The 16,167-nt window shown below is 73.7% G+C and carries 18 protein-coding genes; 8 read left to right on the forward strand and 10 right to left on the reverse strand.

Going from position 1 to position 16,167, the window contains the following annotated elements; translation table 11 throughout:
- The first annotated feature begins 5 nt into the window (after positions 1–5).
- The 3 genes from AB0C21_RS30830 to AB0C21_RS30840 all read left to right on the forward strand — a co-directional run bounded on the left by AB0C21_RS30830 (position 6) and on the right by AB0C21_RS30840 (position 2,120).
- Entirely contained in the window at positions 6–950 is a 945-nt protein-coding gene (locus AB0C21_RS30830) for a DMT family transporter (protein ID WP_500208931.1), read from the forward strand.
- A 17-nt stretch (positions 951–967) separates the two neighbouring features.
- Complete coding sequence (locus AB0C21_RS30835) at positions 968–1,726, forward strand: serine protease (protein ID WP_500208933.1); 759 nt, start codon at positions 968–970, stop codon at positions 1,724–1,726.
- 73 nt (positions 1,727–1,799) lie between these two features.
- Positions 1,800–2,120 (forward strand): GroES family chaperonin, encoded by a 321-nt coding sequence (locus AB0C21_RS30840; protein ID WP_149263692.1) that lies wholly within the window; start codon positions 1,800–1,802, stop codon positions 2,118–2,120.
- A gap of 67 nt (positions 2,121–2,187) precedes the next feature.
- Here AB0C21_RS30840 and AB0C21_RS30845 read toward each other — a convergent pair whose 3' ends face one another.
- Both AB0C21_RS30845 and AB0C21_RS30850 read right to left on the reverse strand, forming a co-directional pair.
- Positions 2,188–2,511, reverse strand: coding sequence for a histone-like nucleoid-structuring protein Lsr2 (locus AB0C21_RS30845; RefSeq protein ID WP_500208935.1), 324 nt, complete (start codon positions 2,509–2,511; stop codon positions 2,188–2,190).
- Positions 2,512–2,964: 453 nt separating this feature from the next.
- The gene (locus AB0C21_RS30850; protein ID WP_500208937.1) at positions 2,965–4,260 is read right to left on the reverse strand and encodes an FAD-binding oxidoreductase; all 1,296 of its coding nucleotides are present in this window, start codon (positions 4,258–4,260) and stop codon (positions 2,965–2,967) included.
- Between the two features lie 93 nt (positions 4,261–4,353).
- Here AB0C21_RS30850 and pdxR point away from each other — a divergent pair, with 93 nt between their 5' ends.
- Positions 4,354–5,799 (forward strand): MocR-like pyridoxine biosynthesis transcription factor PdxR, encoded by a 1,446-nt coding sequence (gene pdxR, locus AB0C21_RS30855; protein ID WP_500208939.1) that lies wholly within the window; start codon positions 4,354–4,356, stop codon positions 5,797–5,799.
- On the opposite strand, the gene AB0C21_RS30860 is transcribed toward pdxR, so the two are convergent.
- Together AB0C21_RS30860 and AB0C21_RS30865 are read right to left on the reverse strand one after the other, a co-directional pair.
- Positions 5,768–5,974 (reverse strand): MFS transporter small subunit, encoded by a 207-nt coding sequence (locus AB0C21_RS30860; RefSeq protein WP_500208941.1) that lies wholly within the window; start codon positions 5,972–5,974, stop codon positions 5,768–5,770. The genes pdxR and AB0C21_RS30860 overlap by 32 nt on opposite strands.
- Before the next feature lie 26 nt (positions 5,975–6,000).
- Positions 6,001–7,383, reverse strand: coding sequence for an OFA family MFS transporter (locus AB0C21_RS30865; RefSeq protein ID WP_500208943.1), 1,383 nt, complete (start codon positions 7,381–7,383; stop codon positions 6,001–6,003).
- 138 nt (positions 7,384–7,521) lie between these two features.
- Between AB0C21_RS30865 and AB0C21_RS30870 the strand changes: the two genes are divergently transcribed.
- Complete coding sequence (locus tag AB0C21_RS30870; RefSeq protein ID WP_500208945.1) at positions 7,522–8,139, forward strand: TetR/AcrR family transcriptional regulator; 618 nt, start codon at positions 7,522–7,524, stop codon at positions 8,137–8,139.
- A 10-nt stretch (positions 8,140–8,149) separates the two neighbouring features.
- On the opposite strand, the gene paaE is transcribed toward AB0C21_RS30870, so the two are convergent.
- The 6 genes from paaE to AB0C21_RS30900 all read right to left on the reverse strand — a co-directional run bounded on the left by paaE (position 8,150) and on the right by AB0C21_RS30900 (position 12,568).
- Positions 8,150–9,208 (reverse strand): 1,2-phenylacetyl-CoA epoxidase subunit PaaE, encoded by a 1,059-nt coding sequence (gene paaE, locus AB0C21_RS30875; protein ID WP_500208947.1) that lies wholly within the window; start codon positions 9,206–9,208, stop codon positions 8,150–8,152.
- A 2-nt stretch (positions 9,209–9,210) separates the two neighbouring features.
- Positions 9,211–9,714, reverse strand: coding sequence for a 1,2-phenylacetyl-CoA epoxidase subunit PaaD (paaD, locus tag AB0C21_RS30880; RefSeq protein WP_500208948.1), 504 nt, complete (start codon positions 9,712–9,714; stop codon positions 9,211–9,213).
- The gene (gene paaC, locus AB0C21_RS30885; protein WP_500208950.1) at positions 9,708–10,637 is read right to left on the reverse strand and encodes a 1,2-phenylacetyl-CoA epoxidase subunit PaaC; all 930 of its coding nucleotides are present in this window, start codon (positions 10,635–10,637) and stop codon (positions 9,708–9,710) included. Before paaC ends, paaD begins: the two co-directional genes overlap by 7 nt.
- An 8-nt stretch (positions 10,638–10,645) precedes the next feature.
- On the reverse strand, positions 10,646–10,927 hold the full coding sequence (paaB, locus tag AB0C21_RS30890; protein WP_089315753.1) for a 1,2-phenylacetyl-CoA epoxidase subunit PaaB: 282 nt from the start codon (positions 10,925–10,927) through the stop codon (positions 10,646–10,648).
- Positions 10,924–11,928: a 1,2-phenylacetyl-CoA epoxidase subunit PaaA gene (gene paaA, locus AB0C21_RS30895; RefSeq protein WP_500208953.1), complete on the reverse strand. Its 1,005-nt coding sequence runs from the start codon at positions 11,926–11,928 to the stop codon at positions 10,924–10,926. Before paaA ends, paaB begins: the two co-directional genes overlap by 4 nt.
- 130 nt (positions 11,929–12,058) lie before the next feature.
- Positions 12,059–12,568 carry an Lrp/AsnC family transcriptional regulator gene (locus tag AB0C21_RS30900; protein ID WP_353820844.1) on the reverse strand — a complete coding sequence of 170 codons (510 nt, stop codon included), beginning with the start codon at positions 12,566–12,568 and terminating at the stop codon, positions 12,059–12,061.
- Positions 12,569–12,688: 120 nt separating this feature from the next.
- Between AB0C21_RS30900 and pdhA the strand changes: the two genes are divergently transcribed.
- The 3 genes from pdhA to AB0C21_RS30915 are packed head-to-tail and all read left to right on the forward strand — an operon-like array spanning position 12,689 to position 16,162.
- A complete protein-coding gene (pdhA, locus tag AB0C21_RS30905; protein WP_500208955.1) occupies positions 12,689–13,795 on the forward strand; it encodes a pyruvate dehydrogenase (acetyl-transferring) E1 component subunit alpha in 1,107 nt (368 codons plus the stop codon).
- Position 13,796: 1 nt separating this feature from the next.
- A complete protein-coding gene (locus tag AB0C21_RS30910) occupies positions 13,797–14,813 on the forward strand; it encodes an alpha-ketoacid dehydrogenase subunit beta (protein ID WP_500208957.1) in 1,017 nt (338 codons plus the stop codon).
- Positions 14,810–16,162 (forward strand): dihydrolipoamide acetyltransferase family protein, encoded by a 1,353-nt coding sequence (locus AB0C21_RS30915; protein WP_500208959.1) that lies wholly within the window; start codon positions 14,810–14,812, stop codon positions 16,160–16,162. The genes AB0C21_RS30910 and AB0C21_RS30915 overlap by 4 nt, the downstream gene beginning before the upstream one ends.
- The last annotated feature ends 5 nt before the right edge of the window (positions 16,163–16,167 follow it).

The raw sequence follows: 16,167 nt of genomic DNA on the forward strand, positions 1-16,167 counted from the left end.
TCCCGATGGGTCACGACCTGGGCCACGCCGCCCTCGCCCTGCTCGCCACCACCGTCTACTACATCGCCTTCCTCGTCTTCCGCGTCTCCGCGCGCCGGATGGAGCCGCTGCGCGGCAGCCGCCCCTTCCGGGTCGCCCGGCTCATGCTGACCGACCCCGTCTGGCTCGGCGGCGGCCTGCTGCTGTTCCTCGGCCTCGGCTACGAGGTCGTCGCCTTCTCCGCGATACCGCTCGCCGTCGCACAGCCCGTCTTCGCCATCGGGCTGGTGTTCCTCGTCGCCTTCGCGGTGGGGGTCCTCGGTGAGCGGCTGAGCCTGCGCGAATGGGCGAGCGTCGCGCTGTTCGTCCTCGCCACGGGGCTGATCGGGCTCTCGGCCACGGCCGAGGGCGAGCCGCACGCGGACGCCACCCTCATCGGGACGCTGACCCGCCCGTGGCCGATGCTCGCCGTGTGCGCCCCGGCGGTCGTCGTCGCGGCCCTGGTGTGGCTGGTCGGCGACCGCCGCACGGGCGGGCGGCACGCCCGCAAGCTCGCCGGGGTCGCCTACGGGATCGGCGCCGGGGCCTGCGCCGGGCTGGCCGAGGCCGGCATCCGCGGCATCTCGATCCGCTACGAGGACACCGGCAGCGTGCGGGCCGTGCTGGAGTCCCCCTACCCGTACCTGACGCTCGGCCTCGCCGCGATCGCGCTCGGCCAGTTGCAGGTCGCGCTGCAGCGCTGCCGGGTCGCGATCGTCGCGGTCGTGCTGACCGTCATCGGCCGGACGTACCTGGTCGTCAGCAGCACCGTCCTGTTCGGCGAGCAGTGGCCGCGCGACACCGGGCCGTTCGCGCTGCGTGCGGGCGGCTTCGCGCTGGCGCTGGCCGCGCTGGCGCTGTTCCCCCGGTACGAGGACCCGGTCGCGCCGGTCCGCGCGGCCGCCGGGAAGGGCGTGCGCGCGACCCCCTGATCGCTTACAGTGCCGGGATGGCGCTGCTCTCCCGCCGGCTGCTCGGCACCGCACTGCTCGGAGCCTCCCTGGGGCTCGCGCCGCTCGCCGCGCCGCCCGCGAACGCCGTGCTGGGCGGCGCCCCGGTGCCCGCGGCGCGGTACCCGTGGCTGGCCGCGGTCGGGTCGCCGATCTTCTTCGTCCGGGCGTCCGGGCAGTTCTGCGGCGGCGTGCTGACCGCGCCCGACCGGCTCCTCACCGCGGGCCACTGCGTGTCGATGTTCCGCTCGGTGCCCGGCGTCCTGACGGTCACCTTCGGCCGCGACGACCTGACGAACCGGGGCGGGGAGACGGTCACGGTCAAGTCGGTGCGCGTGCACCCGAAGTACCGCGAGACCTCCTTCAAGGGCGAGACCGTCAGCCACCACGACCTCGCCGTCCTGACGCTCGCCCGCCGCGTGAACCGCCCGTCCGCACCCCTCGGCGCGCCCGGCGACGCCCGCACCGGCGAGATCGCCGGGTGGGGCTTCACCTCCGAAAGCGACCTGTTCAACACCCGCCTCCGGGCGGCCCGCGTGCCGCTCCCCGGCGATGCGGCGTGCCGGCGCGCGTACGGCGACTCCTTCGACCCGTCCGACATGCTGTGCGCCGGATCGGCCAAGGCCGACTCCTGCCAGTTCGACAGCGGCGGCCCACTGATCGCGGGTGGGCGCGTCGCCGCGCTCGTCTCCTGGGGCTACGGCTGCGGCAAGCCCGGCTACCCCGGCGTCTACGCCGAACTGGCCTCCATGCCCTGACCCGGCACCCCCGCCGGACGCCGGAACCGGCCGCGGAACGTTCCTACCCGCGCGGACGGATAAACTCGCCCGCGTGTCCGAGCCGAAGTTCGAAGTCCAGATGCTGCACGACCGGGTCATGATCAAGACCGAGAAGGACAGCGGTGAGCGCCGCAGCACCGGCGGCATCGTCATCCCCGCGACGGTCGAGCAGCAGAACCGGCTCGTCTGGGGAGAGGTCTGCGGCGTCGGCCACCACGTCCGGATCGTCAAACCGGGCGACCGCGTGCTCTACCACCCCGGCGACCAGTACGAGGTCGAGATCCAGGGCGAGAACTACCTGGTCATGCGCGAACGCGACCTCCACGCCATCGCCAGCGAACGCCCCGAACACGGCACAGGGTTGTATCTCTAGCCCTTCTCTCCTCCATCTGCCCGGCAGCCACCGGCGCGGACCGGCCCGGCGCGTCCCGGGCGGCGGGTCAGTGCGCGGCCTCGAACTTCTGGATCACGTCGGCCGGGATGCGGCCGCGGTCGTTGACCGGGATGCCCGCCGACCGCGCCCACCGGCGGATCTCGGCGCTGCGCTCGCGGCTGCCCGCCGTGCGCGCGGCGGGCCGGCCCACCGCGCGGCGCGCCTTGCGGGCGTGCTCCCGGTAAGGCTCGATGACCTTGCGCAGTTTGGCGGCGTTCTTCTTGTTCAGGTCGATCTCATAGGCCTTACCGTCGAGCGCGAACGAGACGGTTTCCACGGCCTCCCCACCGCTGATGTCGTCGACCAGGTGAACCTTGACCTGCTGCGCCATGAATTGCCTTCCCCTTCGGTCAGTGACGAATGACGGTCCTGTCTTCCATACTAGGCCGCCGGGGAACAGACCAGGTCATCGGCGCTGCGCCGGGCATGGCCGCGGCCGTGCGAGGCACCGCCCCATGTCCCGGTATAAAGGCAGCGGACCGGCACACGCGCGACGCCTCTGCAATTCGAACCCTGCCTTGGGGATCTTATTGCAATTCTGTGTCCATTGCAGCGCTCTCCTCCTTCGGGCCTTGGCGGCCCTGCTGCGCCTATTGCAGTGCTCTCCTCCTTCGGGCCTGGCGGCCCTCCATCGTCGGGCACTGCGGGCGATCGCTGGCATCGCTCCGGCTCGCCTTGCGGCTCACTGCGCGATCAGATTCTTGCTTCGCTCGAATCTGCCTTCGGACGCGATCGCGGACCCCGGGTCGGTGCGTGGTGCTGTGGTGGCTTCGGTCTTCGGTTCTCAAGGGGTGGTGGGGAAATTGCCGCGGAAGACGTTGTGGGGGTCGTGGTGGGTCTTGATGCCGCGCAGGCGGGTCAGGGTCTGCGGGGTGAACGCGTTCGCGGCGGTCTCCTCGGGGTTGAGGAAGGTGAAGGGCTTGCGGCCGCTGACGGGCAGCAGGCCGGCCAGCGCGGCCTGCTTCGCGGCGACGGCCTCGGCGGTCGCCGGGTCGGACGGGATGCCGAACATGTAGAGCGCGTAGGGCTCGGTGAGCGGTCCGTGGGGGCTGTCGGACGGCTGGGCGAACGCGCCCTCCAGGTGCCGGATCTGCACGCTCAGCAGGGGGGCGATGGGGTCGGCCAGCAGCGCCTTGACCGCGCCGTCGTCCAGGGCGGTGAGCAGTTCGGCGCGCGAGCGGCCCGCGCCGGGGTCGGTGGGCTCGGCCGTGATGGCGCCCAGTTCGGAGACCGGCATCACCGCCCTGCCGTCGGACAGGGGGCGGGGCAGCCCGTCCAGGGGCCGCAGCAGGTCGCGCGCCTCGTCCGCCGGGCCGAGGTAGGTGGCGTCCACGGCGACCATGGGGGCGGCGCCGGGGAAGTGCAGCAGGTCCAGCCATGCGGTCAGCTCGTCCGGGGCGGCGGAGGTGATCTGGCGGTAGGCGTCCATCACCTCGGGCGCGTGCTCGGCCGGCCACAGCACCCGGCCGCCGTACAGGTGCGGCGCGGGATGCAGCGCCAGTTCCAGGGACGTCACCACCGCGACGTCGCCGCCGCCTCCTCGCAGCGCCCAGAACAGGTCCGGGTCGGTGTCCGCGGTGACGCGCCGGCGGCGGCCGTCCGCGTCGACGATCTCCAAGGCGGTGACGGAGTCGGCGACCCAGCCGTGGGCGCGGCCGAACCAGCTCAGCCCGCCGCCGAGGGCCACCCCGGCGACGCTGACCACGGGAGAGCTTCCGGGCAGGCCGGTCAGGCCGTGCGGCGCGACCGCCGCCTGGAGCCGTCCCGAGGCGACGCCCGCGCCGACGCGGGCGCGGCGGGCGGCGGGGTCGATCTCCAGGCCGTCCAGCCGCCGGGTGCGCAGCAGGATCGCGCCCTCGGTGCGGCCCGTGGCGCCGTGCCCGTTCGGCTGGGTCGCGATGCCCAGCCCGGCCGTGCGGGCGTGCCGGACGAGCGCGGCGACGTCATCGGCGTCGGCGGCCTCGACCACGGCCGCGACCGGCTGCTCCACGGCCAGGTTCCAGGGACGGCGCGCGGCGTCGAACCCCGGGTCGCCGGGCAGCAGGACCCCGCCGCGGACGGCGGATCGCAGAGCGTTCATCATTTTCCTCCGTAGTGCCAGCTCAGGTGAGTGGAGAACGAGCTCCGCAATAGAACCTAGGAGGAAAGAAGACCGGCGATAGAGTGCAATCCCATGGCGGAAAACTGGGTCAATCTGGCGGAACGGATCGGAGCGGACCTCCATCTGGAGCTGCCGGGCGGCGGCGGGCGCCGGGCCGCGCTGACCCGGGCGCTGCGCGCGGCGGTCCGCTCCGGGCGGCTGGCCCCCGGCACCCGGCTGCCGCCCTACCGTTCGCTGGCCGCCGACCTCGGCCTGGCCCGCAACACCGTCGCCGACGCCTACGCCGAACTCGTCGCCGAAGGCTGGCTGACCGCCCGCCAGGGCTCCGGGACGCGCGTGGCGCTCGGCGCGCAGCCGGCCCCGGCGCGCCAGGCGGCGCGCTCCGCCGGCGGCCGTTCGCCCGGACCGGCGCACGACCTCCGGCAGGGGCAGCCGGACGCCTCGTCCTTCCCGCGCGCCGCCTGGCTGGCATCGGCCCGCCGGGCGGTGACGGCCGCGCCGAACGAGGCCTTCGGCCCCGGGGACCCGCGCGGGCGCCCCGAACTGCGCCGCGCGCTCGCCGAGTACCTGGCCCGCACGCGCGGCGTCCGGACCGACGCCGACCGCATCGTGGTCTGCTCCGGCTTCGCACACGCCCTGCGCCTGCTGTTCGGCGGCGGCCCGCTGACCGGCCCCCTGGCGGTCGAGGGGTACGGCCTGCCCTTCCACCGGGGGCTGCTGGAGCAGGCCGGCGTGCGGACCCGTCCCCTGGCCGTGGACGGCGACGGCGCCCGCGTCGACGAACTCTCGAAGGCGGACCGCGCCGTGCTGCTGACCCCCGCGCACCAGTTCCCCACCGGCGGTCCGCTGCATTCGCGCAGGCGCACGGCGGTGGTGGAGTGGGCCGCCGCATCGGACGGGCTCATCCTCGAAGACGACTACGACGGCGAGTTCCGCTACGACCGCCAGCCGGTGGGCGCGGTGCAGGGCCTGGCCCCCGACCGCGTCCTCTACATCGGGTCCGCCAGCAAGAGCCTGTCCCCCGCCGTCCGGCTCGGCTGGATGGTGCTGCCCGACCACCTGGTGGACGGCGCGCTCAAGGCCAAGGGCGAGCGCGAGGCGTGGGCGGGCGTGCTCGACCAGCTGGCCCTCGCCGACTTCCTCGACTCCGGCTCCTACGACCGCCACGTCCGCCGCATGCGCCAGCGCTACCGCGCCCGCCGCGACCGCTTCGTCACGGCTCTGGCCGAGCAGGCCCCCCACGTCCACGTGACGGGGATCGCGGCCGGCCTGCACGCCGTCCTGCGCCTGCCGCCCGGCACCGAGACCGCGGCCCTGGAGGCCGCGACCCGGGCGGGAGTGGCCGTCGACGGCCTGTCGATGTTCCGCCACCCCGCCGCCCGCCTCCCGCCCGAGGACGGCCTGGTGGTCGGCTACGCGACACCGCCCGACCACGCCTTCGAGAACGCGCTGCAAGCCCTCGTACGCGTCCTCGCGCGCCCCGAGCTCAGCCGCCGAACAGGGGCAGGGTCGCCCTGACCGTCTCCACCACGCCGTAGATCAGCGGGATGCCGACGACGGCCCAGGAGACGACGAGACGCGGCACGGCCGTGTCAGTGGCCGTGTCGGTGGCCGTGTCGGTGGCCGTTTCGGGGGCCGTTTCGGGGGCCGTTTCGGGGTTCTCCTCCGGCGCGGGGCCCGGCGTTGACGCCATGGTCCTTCTCCTTCGGTGTCAGGGGTTCAGGTGGCCGGGCTGGGGTCGGAGACGCGGGCCTCGGCTTCCGCCGCGTGGTGCCGATCCGCCACCGGGCGGATCAGCAGGTTCGCGGCGAAGCCGATCGCGAGGACCCCGACCATGGTGAACAGGGCGGGCCGGTAGTCGGCGGCCACGAGCGCGCCCGGCTCGCCGCGCGCGTCCAGGAACCGGTTCACGATCAGCGGCCCGGCGATGCCCGCCGCCGACCAGGCGGTCAGCAGCCGGCCGTGGATCGCGCCGACCTGGTAGGTGCCGAACAGGTCCCGCAGGTAGGCCGGGACGGTCGCGAACCCGCCGCCGTAGAAGGAGATGATCAGCGCGGCGAGGGCGACGAAGAACGCGGTCGAGGCGTCCCCGAAGAGGGCCAGCAGGACGTAGGCGGCCATGCCGACGCCGAGGTAGCCCACATAGGTGCGCTTGCGGCCGAGGTAGTCCGAGGTCGAGGACCAGACGAACCGCCCGGCCATGTTGAACATCGACAGCAGCCCCACGAACCCGGCGGCCTCGGTCGCCGACACCGAGGTCGAGCCGCCGGAGCGGAAGAAGTCGCCGATCATCGGACCGGCCTGCTCCAGGATCCCGATGCCGGCGGTGACGTTGCAGAACAGGACCGTCCAGAGCAGCCAGAACTGCGGCGTCCTGATCGCGGACGCCGCCGAGACGCCGCGCGGGGCGACCGGCGCCCTGGCGGGCTCCGCCGCGGGCGCGAATCCGGCCGGGCTCCATCCCGGCGGCGGGACCCGCACGGTGAACACGCCGAGCATCATCACCAGGAAGTACGCGACGCCCAGCGTGACGAACAGCAGCGCGACGGCGCCGCCGGACGCGGGGTCGCCGCCCGGGTCGTACAGCGCCAGCAGCCGGCGCGACAGCGGCGAGGCGACCAGCGCGCCGCCGCCGAAGCCCATGATGGCCATGCCCGTCGCGAGGCCCGGCCGGTCGGGGAACCATCTGATCAGGGTCGACACCGGCGAGATGTAGCCGATGCCGAGCCCGATGCCGCCGATGAAGCCGTAGCCGAGGTAGACCAGCCAGAGCTGGCCGAGGGCGATGCCGAGCGCCCCGACCAGGAAGCCCGACGCCCAGAAGCACGCGGCGGTGAACATCGCCCGGCGCGGCCCGACGCGGTCCACCCACGTGCCCATGACCGCCGCGGACGCGCCGAGCATCACGATCGCGATGGAGAACACGACGCCGACCGCGGTGAGGCTGGTGTCGAAGTGCTTGACCAGCGCGGTCTTGTAGACACTGGTGGCGTAGGCCTGACCGATGCAGAGGTGCACGGCGAGCGCGGCGGGTGGGATGAGCCAGCGGTTGCAACCCGGTTTCGCGACGGTGTGCCGCAGGTCGAGGAAGGAGAGCGCCACGGCGGGCCTCCGGTTCGGGAGCGGATCCGGACAGGTGGTGCACCCCCGACACCGACGACCATAAACACAAACGTGCTACATGAAAACCCCTCCCCGCCACCCATCTGTCGACCGTGCCCCTTGTGGAATCATGAACTCATGTCCGAGCCGGTCAGCGCGCGTCCCCGCGGTCCAGGGCGTCCGGGTTACGACCAGGCGACCGTGTTGCGGCGGGCCATCGAGCTCTTCAACCGGAAGGGCTACGAGGGGACCAGCATGGGCGACCTCGCCGAGGAGCTCGGGGTCGGCAAGTCGGCGATCTACCACCACGTGCCGGGCAAGACGCATCTGCTCGCGCTGGCCCTCGACGAGGCCCTCGACGAGCTGACCGCGGTGATCCGCGCGGCGCAGGACGAGTCGGGCGGCACCGCCTACGAGCGGCTGCGCCGGGTCGTCCGGCAGAGCGTGGAGGTGCTGGTCGCCCACCAGCCGGCAGTGACGCTGCTGCTGCGCGTGCGCGGCAACAGCGAGGTCGAGCTCGCGGCGCTCCAGCGCCGCCGCTGGATCGACGCCCGGCTGGCGGAGCTCGTGCGCGCGGCGGCCGCCGAGGGGGCGCTGCGCGGCGACGTGCCGCCCGAGCTGGTGAGCAGGCTCCTGTTCGGCATGGTCAACTCGCTCGTCGAGTGGTACCGCCCCGGGGGCGAGGTGAGCGCGTCCGCCCTGTCGGACGCCATCACCACGATCGCGTTCGACGGGCTGGCCGCGCCGCCGTCCTGAGCCGGCCCGCTCAGGCGTCGAAGTCGACGGTGACGGCGGCGCTGACCGGGTGCGACTGGCAGGTGAGCACGAACCCCGCCTCGACCTCCTCGGGTTCCAGGGCGTAGTTGCGGACCATGTCGACCTCGCCCTCGGTGACCTTGGCGCGGCAGGTGCCGCAGACGCCGCCCTTGCAGGCGAAGGGCAGGTCGGCGCGGGTCGCCTGGGCGGCGTCCAGGATGCGCTCGTCGCGCGGCATCGGGGCGGTGCTCGACCGGCCGTCCAGCACGACGGTCACCTTGCTGGTCTCCCCGGTGACGACCGGGCCCTCGCGCCGCACCTCGGGGGGCGGCTCGTCGACGTAGAACAGCTCGACGTGCACCTTCTCGCGCGGGACGCCGAGCTCGGACAGGACGTCGCGGGCGCCGGTGACCATCGGCAGCGGGCCGCACAGCCACACGTGGTCGACGTCGTCGACCGGCGTGACGGAGGTGAGCAGGCGGCGCAGGCGGTCGGCGTCGAGCCGGCCGGAGAACAGGTCCACCTCGCGGGGCTCGCGGCTCAGCACGTGCACGAGCTGGAACCGGGGGCCGTAGCGGTTCTTGAGGTCGCCGAGCTCCTCGGCGAACATGACCGTCCCGCTCGTGCGGTTGCCGTACAGCAGCCGCACGTGGGAGTCGGGGTGGGTGAGCACGGTGGCCGCGATGGAGATCATCGGGGTGATGCCGGAGCCCGCCGCGATCAGCAGGTGCCGGCCGGGCTCGGAGGGGTCGGCCCGCAGGCTGCCGGACGGGACCTGGACCTCGATCTCGGTGCCGGGGCGGACCTCCCGCACGAGCCAGGAGGAGAACATGCCGTCGGGGATCTCCCGGACGCCGATCCGCGGCCGGGCGCCCGCCGGCGCGCAGATCGAGTACGACCGGCGGTGCTCCCGGCCGTCGACCGTCCGGCGCAGCGTGAGGCTCTGGCCGGCCGCGAACGCGTAGTCGCCGGCGAGTTCGGGCGGGACGTCGAACGTCACCGCCGCCGAGTCGTCGGTCAGCCGGTCGACCGCGGCGACCTTGAGTGGGTGGAACGTCGCAGCCGCCACCGCTAGATCTCCTTCACGTGCTCGAACGGCTCAAGGCAGGCGGTGCACCGGTACAGCGCCTTGCAGGAGGTGGAGCCGAACTCCGAGGTCAGCTCCACGGAGTCCGATCCGCAGCGTGGGCAGCGCAGCCTGCGGCGGGTCGGCGCGAGGGTCAGCGCGACGGGCCCGGAGCGCTCCGGGGCCGGGCCGGGCGGCGAGATCCCGGCGGCGGCGAGGGCCGCGCGGCCCCGCTCGCTGATCCAGTCGCTGGACCACGCGGGGGTCAGCTCGATCTCGACCCGCACGTCGGCGTATCCGGCGTCGGTGAGCCGGTGGACCAGGTCGTCGCGCATCGTGGCGAGCGCGGGGCACCCCGAGTACGTCGGGGTGATCGCCACGGTGACCGCGGAGCCGTGCTCCTCGACGCGGCGCAGCACGCCGAGGTCCTCCAGGGTCAGCATCGGCATCTCCGGGTCCCGGACGGACGCGGCGACGGCGTGGGCGGTGCCGGGCACGGCGCTCACCACCGCCCCAGCGGGTGCGCGCGGGCGACGACCTGCATCTCGGCCAGCATCCGGCTCAGCGCCTCGGTGTGGACGCCGTCGCGTCCGGCGCGGCCGCCGAGCATCCCGGTCTGCGGCACCTCCGGCCGCTCGACCCCGCTCGCGGCGAAGACGTGCCCGAGTACGGCGTCGGCGTCGTCCGCGGTGGCGGCCGGGTCCACGGCCACGCCCGCCTCGGCGAGCGCGCGCTCGACCGGGTGGGTGCGGAACAGCTCGTCGTGGTGGCGCCACACGTCGTCGAGCCCGGCGAGGACGCGGCGGCGCGACTCCTCGGTGCCCTGCGCCAGGGTGAGGAACCACCGGCCCGCGAAGTCGCGGTGGTAGGCCAGCTCCTTGACGCCCTTGGCCGCGACCGCGGCGAGGACGGCGTCGCGGCTGCCGGTGAGCCGCTCGAACAGCGCCAGCCGGGCGGTCGCGAACACCAGGACGCGGGCCATGGTGTGCCCGAAGTCGCCGTTCGGCAGCTCGGCGAGGCGCACGTTGCGGAAGGCGTCCGCGTCCCGGAAGAACGCCAGCGCGTCCTCGGCCGGGACCGGCGAGCCCTCCGGCAGCGCCGGGACGACCGACGGGTCGGCGGTGGCCGCGCGGGCGAGCAGCAGCCGCGCCTGGCCGAGCAGGTCCAGCGCGATGTTGGCGAGGGCGATGTCCTCTTCGAGGTCCGGCGCGTTGCTGCACCACTCGGAGAGCCGGTGCGACAGGACGAGGGCGTCGTCGGCGAGCATCAGGCAGTACGTCGCGAGCGCGTGCGGGTCGACGCCGTCCGGGACGGTCGTGTCGACGCCGGCCAGCGGGTCCTCGAAGTCGGTCCCGAACGCCCACTGGGAGCTGTCGCCGTCCAGAAGCCCGTCGTACACGGAGCCGTGCTGAGAGGCGTGCTGATTCTCCATGGCGGCCTTCACATGTGGGGGACGTTCTCGGGGATCTCGTAGAACGTCGGATGCCGGTACACCTTGTCGCCGCTGGGGGCGAACAGCGGGTCCTTCTCGTCCGGGCTGGACGCGGTGATGGCGTCCGACCGCACCACCCAGATGCTCACGCCCTCGTTGCGGCGCGTGTACACGTCGCGCGCGTGCCGGACGGCCATCTCGTCGTCGGGGGCGTGCAGCGACCCGACGTGCACGTGGTTGAGGCCGCGCTTGCCGCGCACGAACACCTCGTAGAGCGGCCACTCGCTCATGCCTCGGCTCCTTCCTCGCGCCCTGCGTCCGCACTGCTCCGGGCTTCCTGACCGCGGGCCGCCTGCTTGCGCGCGAAGGCGGTCGCCGCCTCGCGGACCCACGCGCCCTCCTCGTGGGCGCGGCGGCGGTGCGCCAGCCGCTGGGCGTTGCAGGGGCCCTCGCCCTTGATGACGGCCGAGAGCTCCGACCAGTCGGGCTCGCCGAAGTCGTGGGCCTGGCGCTCCTCGTTCCACCGCAGGTCGGGGTCCGGGAGCGTGACGCCGAGGGCCTCGGCCTGCGGGACGGTCATGTCGACGAAACGCTGGCGCAGCTCGTCGTTGCTGTTGCGCTTGATGCCCCACGCCATGGACCGCTCGGAGTTCGGCGAGTTCGCGTCCGGCGGCCCGAACATCATCAGCGACGGCCACCAGAACCGGTTCACCGACTCCTGGACCATCCGGCGCTGCTCGTCGGTGCCGCGCATCATCGTCATCAGCAGCTCGTAGCCCTGCCGCTGGTGGAACGACTCCTCCTTGCAGATGCGGATCATCGCCCGGCCGTAGGGGCCGTAGGAGGTGCGGCACAGCGGGACCTGGTTGCAGATCGCCGCGCCGTCCACCAGCCATCCGATGGTGCCGACGTCGGCGTAGGAGAGCGTGGGGTAGTTGAAGATCGAGGAGTACTTCTGCCGGCCGGTGAGCAGCATCTCGGTCAGCTCGGCACGGGAGACGCCGAGGGTCTCGCAGGCCGAGTAGAGGTAGAGGCCGTGGCCGGCCTCGTCCTGGACCTTGGCCAGCAGGATCGACTTGCGGCGCAGCGAGGGGGCCCGGGTGATCCAGTTGCCCTCCGGCTGCATCCCGATGATCTCCGAGTGCGCGTGCTGGGCGATCTGCCGGACCAGCGTCCTGCGATAGGCGTCGGGCATCCAGTCGCGCGGCTCGATCCGGTCGTTGCGCGCGATCGTCGCCTCGAACTGCTCGGCGGGCGCCGGCTGCGGCGCGGCCTGCGGCGTCGTCGTCATGGGCTCCTCCCGCTGGGGACCCGGCTGAACTCGGCCTATTTACTGACCGAGCGGTCTGTATTCAGCGTGACACAGGCCGCGCGAGGGTGCAAGAAGGGCGGCACGCCCGGCCCGCGGGACGGCCGGGACCTCAGTCGTCCCAGCTCTCCCACTGCGCTCCCCGGCCCCGCGCCTCGTCGAAGACCAGCCAGGTGCGCGTGGCCCGGACACCGGGGATGTCCTGGATGCGTTCCAGCACCACGTGCCTGAGCGCCTCGTTGTCCGGGGCCCTGACCAGGGCCAGGACGTCGTAGTCGCCGCCGACCATCGCGAAGTGCTCGACGTAGGGGGTGTCCTGGAGCCGGGCCGAGACCGAGCGCCAGGAGTTCTGCTCGATGGTGACCGAGACGTACGCGCTGGTGCCGAGGCCGGCCTTGTGCGGGGCGAGCTCCGCGGTGAAGCCGGTGATCACGCCCTCGTCCGTCAGGCGGGTCAGCCGCGCGTAGGCGTTGGCGCGCGAGACGTGCACGCGCTCGGCCAGCGCCCGCACGGAGATCCGGCCGTCGCGCAGCAGCTCGGCGATGATCGCGCGGTCCACGGCGTCCAGCCGCGCGGCAGAACGTCCGGGCCGGATGCCCTCAGCCCCCGCCTCCGATGACAATTGGTGCCCCCATAGCCGCTGAACAAGCCATTTGTCGCCCATTGTGCCTGATGTCTTGAGCAGATCGTCGTCCGAGCGGACGATCGAACCGACAACCGTCCACAGGAAGGGAGCGGCGCCATGTCCGTGCGGACACCTCACCAGGAGGCCGAGGGCCTCCTCCCCTCCCCCGTCCCGGTGCGCTTCGTCGCCGAGGACGGCACGGACGCCGGAGCGCCCGCCGGGTACAAGGCGCCGGAGGACGGTGCGCTGGTCGAGGCCTACCGCCGGATGGTGCTGGGCCGCCGCTTCGACCGGCAGGCCACCGCGCTGACCAAGCAGGGCCGGCTGGCCGTCTACCCGTCCAGCCGCGGTCAGGAGGCCTGCCAGGTCGCCGGGGTGCTCGCGCTGCGCGAGGACGACTGGCTGTTCCCGACGTACCGCGACTCGGTGGCGCTGGTCGCCCGCGGCATGGACCCCGTCGAGGTCCTCACGCTGCTGCGCGGCGGCTGGCACTGCGGCTACGACCCCGTGGCCACGCGCGTCGCGCCCCAGTGCACGCCGCTGGCCACCCAGACGATCCACGCCGTGGGCATGGCCGACGCCATGCGCCGCAAGGGCGAGGACGGCGTGGTGATGGCTTTCGTCGGCGACGGCGGGACCAGCGAGGGCGACTTCCACGAGGCGCTCAACTACGCCGGGGTCCTGCGCGCGCCCGTGGTGTTCTTCGTCCAGAACAACAAGTACGCGATCTCGGTGCCGCTGGCCAAGCAGACCGCCGCGCCCGCGCTGGCCTACAAGGGCGTCGGGTACGGCATCCGGTCCGAGCAGGTGGACGGCAACGACCTGGTCGCGGTGCTGTCGGTCCTGACGGCCGCCGTCGAGCACGCCCGCTCCGGCAGCGGGCCGTTCCTGGTCGAGGCGCACACCTACCGCATGGACTCCCACACCAACGCCGACGACGCCTCCCGGTACCGCGAGGACGAGGAGGTCGCGCGCTGGGAGGCCGCCGACCCCCTCACCCGGCTGGAGACGCACCTGCGCGGGCGCGGCCTGCTCTCCGCGGAGGACGTCGCCGCGGCGAACGAGGCCGCCGAGGAGTACGCCGCGCGGCTGCGCAACCGGATGGCCGCCGACCCGGAGGCCGACCCGTTCGAGCTGTTCGACCACGTCTTCGCCGAACCCACGCCGCAGCTGCGCGAGCAGCGCGCCCTGCTGGCGTCCGAGATGATGCCCGGAGAGGACTGACATGCCCGCGATGACGATGGCGCAGGCGCTGAACACCGCGCTGCGGGACGCGCTCACCGAGGACGAGCGGGTCCTGGTCTTCGGCGAGGACGTGGGCCCGCTCGGCGGGGTCTTCCGCATCACCGACGGGCTGACCCGCGACTTCGGCGAGGACCGCTGCTTCGACACCCCGCTGGCCGAGTCGGGGATCGTCGGCCTGGCCGTGGGCATGGCGATGGGCGGCTTCCGGCCCGTGGTGGAGATGCAGTTCGACGCCTTCGCCTACCCGGCCTTCGAGCAGATCGCCTCGCACGTGGCCAAGTTCCGCAACCGCACCCGCGGCCGCCTGTCGCTGCCGATGGTGATCCGCATCCCCTACGCGGGGGGCATCGGCGGCGTCGAGCACCACTGCGACTCCAGCGAGGCCTACTACGCCCACACGCCGGGCCTGAAGGTCGTCACGCCGGCCACCGCCGACGACGCGTACTGGCTGCTGCGCGACGCCATCGCCGACCCGGACCCGGTCATCTTCATGGAGCCGAAGCGGCTGTACTGGGCCAAGGGCGAGACCGACCGCGAGAACCGCCGCGCCCCCGGGTTCGGGCGCGCCGAGGTGCGCCGCGAGGGGCGGGACGCGACGCTGGTCGCCTACGGGCCGAGCGTCCCGGTAGCGCTGGAGGCCGCCGAGGCCGCCGCGCGCGAGGGCCGCGACCTCGAGGTCGTGGACCTGCGCACCATCGTCCCGTTCGACGACGGGACCGTCGCCGCCTCGGTGCGCAAGACGGGCCGCTGCGTGGTCGTCCAGGAGGCCCAGGGCTTCGCGGGCGTGGGCGCGGAGATCGCGGCCCGCGTCCAGGAGCGCTGCTTCCACTCGCTGGCCGCGCCGGTACTGCGCGTCTCCGGCTTCGACATCCCCTACCCGCCGCCGAAGCTGGAGCACTCGCACCTCCCGGACGCCGACCGCGTCCTCGACACCGTCGACCGGCTCCAGTTCGACGACACGCCCGACCTCCTGCACCTGGACAGGGAGGCCTCGTGACCGCCGCGACCCGGCAGGTGTTCCGGCTGCCCGACCTCGGCGAGGGCCTGACCGAGGCCGAGATCATCGAATGGAAGGTCGCCGCGGGCGACACCGTCGAGGTCGACCAGGTCGTGGTGGAGGTCGAGACCGCCAAGGCCGCGGTGGAGGTGCCCGTCCCCTTCGCGGGGACCGTCCTGAAGCTGCACGCGGAGGCGGGCGCGATCCTCGCGGTCGGCGAACCGCTCATCGAGGTCGGCCCGGCCGGCACGGGGTCCGACGCGGCGCCCGTCGCGGCGGTGCGCGCCGCCCCGGACCTCCACCCCGACGCGGCCCGGTACCGCGAGGAGGAGCAGGCCGGCTCCGGCAACGTCCTGATCGGCTACGGCACCGGGCACGGGCCCGGCCGGCGCGGACGCCGCCGCGCGGGCGGACCGAAGGCCCCGGCGGCGGCTCCCGCACCCGTGGCCCCGGCACCGCCTCCCCGCCCGGCGGAGGCCCCCCGCGTGATCTCCCCGCTCGTCCGCAGGATGGCGCGCGAGCACGGGCTCGACCTCGCCGACATCCCGGCCACCGGGCCCCAGGGCGTGATCCTGCGCCGCGACGTCGAGCAGGCCGTCGCCGCTGCCGCCGGGACGCCGGCGCCCGCCGAGGCGCCGGCGCCGGCCGCCCGTCCCATGCCCGAGCGCATCCCCCTGCGCGGGCTCCGCCGCGCCGTGGCCGACAAGCTCACCCGCAGCCGCAGCGAGATCCCGGACGCGACGACCTGGGTGGACGCCGACGCCACCGCCCTGGTCGAGGCCAAGGACGCGCTGCGGCGGACCCGCCCGGACGCCGGCATCGGGCTGCTGGCCATCCTGGCCCGCATCTGCCTGGCGGGCCTGGCGGAGTTCCCCGAGCTGAACTCCTCGGTCGACGCCGACCGGCAGGAGATCGTCCGGTACGGGCACGTCAACCTCGGCTTCGCCGCGCAGACCGACCGCGGCCTCGTCGTGCCGGTCGTGCGGGACGCGCACCTGATGACGACCGCGCAGCTCGCCGCGGAGCTGGCCCGGCTCACCGGCCTCGCGCGCTCGGGCGGGCTGCCGCCCGAGGCGCTGACCGGCGGCACGTTCACCCTCAACAACTACGGCGTCTTCGGCGTCGACGGCTCCACCCCGATCATCAACCACCCGGAGGCGGCGCTGCTCGGCGTCGGCCGGATCATCGACCGCCCCTGGGTGGTCGGCGGCGCGGTCGTGCCCCGCAAGATCACCCAGCTCTCGCTGACGTTCGACCACCGGGTCTGCGACGGCGGCGCGGCGGGCGGGTTCCTGCGGTTCGTGGCCGACTGCGTGGAGAACCCCGCGGTCCTGCTCACGAACCTGTGACGGCG

Origin of the sequence: Spirillospora sp. NPDC049024, assembly GCF_040649235.1 — a bacterium.
Taxonomy (GTDB): Bacteria; Actinomycetota; Actinomycetes; order Streptosporangiales; family Streptosporangiaceae; genus Spirillospora.

Bases quoted from the DNA above. Each gene is read 5' to 3' on its own strand.
- AB0C21_RS30910 (WP_500208957.1), top strand. From the start codon at position 13,797: ATGCCCGCGATGACGATGGCGCAGGCGCTGAACACCGCGCTGCGGGAC.
- paaA (WP_500208953.1), bottom strand. From the start codon at position 11,928: ATGACGACGACGCCGCAGGCCGCGCCGCAGCCGGCGCCCGCCGAGCAG.
- pdxR (WP_500208939.1), top strand. From the start codon at position 4,354: ATGGCGGAAAACTGGGTCAATCTGGCGGAACGGATCGGAGCGGACCTC.
- AB0C21_RS30845 (WP_500208935.1), bottom strand. From the start codon at position 2,511: ATGGCGCAGCAGGTCAAGGTTCACCTGGTCGACGACATCAGCGGTGGG.
- AB0C21_RS30870 (WP_500208945.1), top strand. From the start codon at position 7,522: ATGTCCGAGCCGGTCAGCGCGCGTCCCCGCGGTCCAGGGCGTCCGGGT.
- AB0C21_RS30860 (WP_500208941.1), bottom strand. From the start codon at position 5,974: ATGGCGTCAACGCCGGGCCCCGCGCCGGAGGAGAACCCCGAAACGGCC.
- pdhA (WP_500208955.1), top strand. From the start codon at position 12,689: ATGTCCGTGCGGACACCTCACCAGGAGGCCGAGGGCCTCCTCCCCTCC.
- AB0C21_RS30835 (WP_500208933.1), top strand. From the start codon at position 968: ATGGCGCTGCTCTCCCGCCGGCTGCTCGGCACCGCACTGCTCGGAGCC.
- AB0C21_RS30830 (WP_500208931.1), top strand. From the start codon at position 6: ATGGGTCACGACCTGGGCCACGCCGCCCTCGCCCTGCTCGCCACCACC.
- paaC (WP_500208950.1), bottom strand. From the start codon at position 10,637: ATGGAGAATCAGCACGCCTCTCAGCACGGCTCCGTGTACGACGGGCTT.
- paaB (WP_089315753.1), bottom strand. From the start codon at position 10,927: ATGAGCGAGTGGCCGCTCTACGAGGTGTTCGTGCGCGGCAAGCGCGGC.
- AB0C21_RS30850 (WP_500208937.1), bottom strand. From the start codon at position 4,260: ATGAACGCTCTGCGATCCGCCGTCCGCGGCGGGGTCCTGCTGCCCGGC.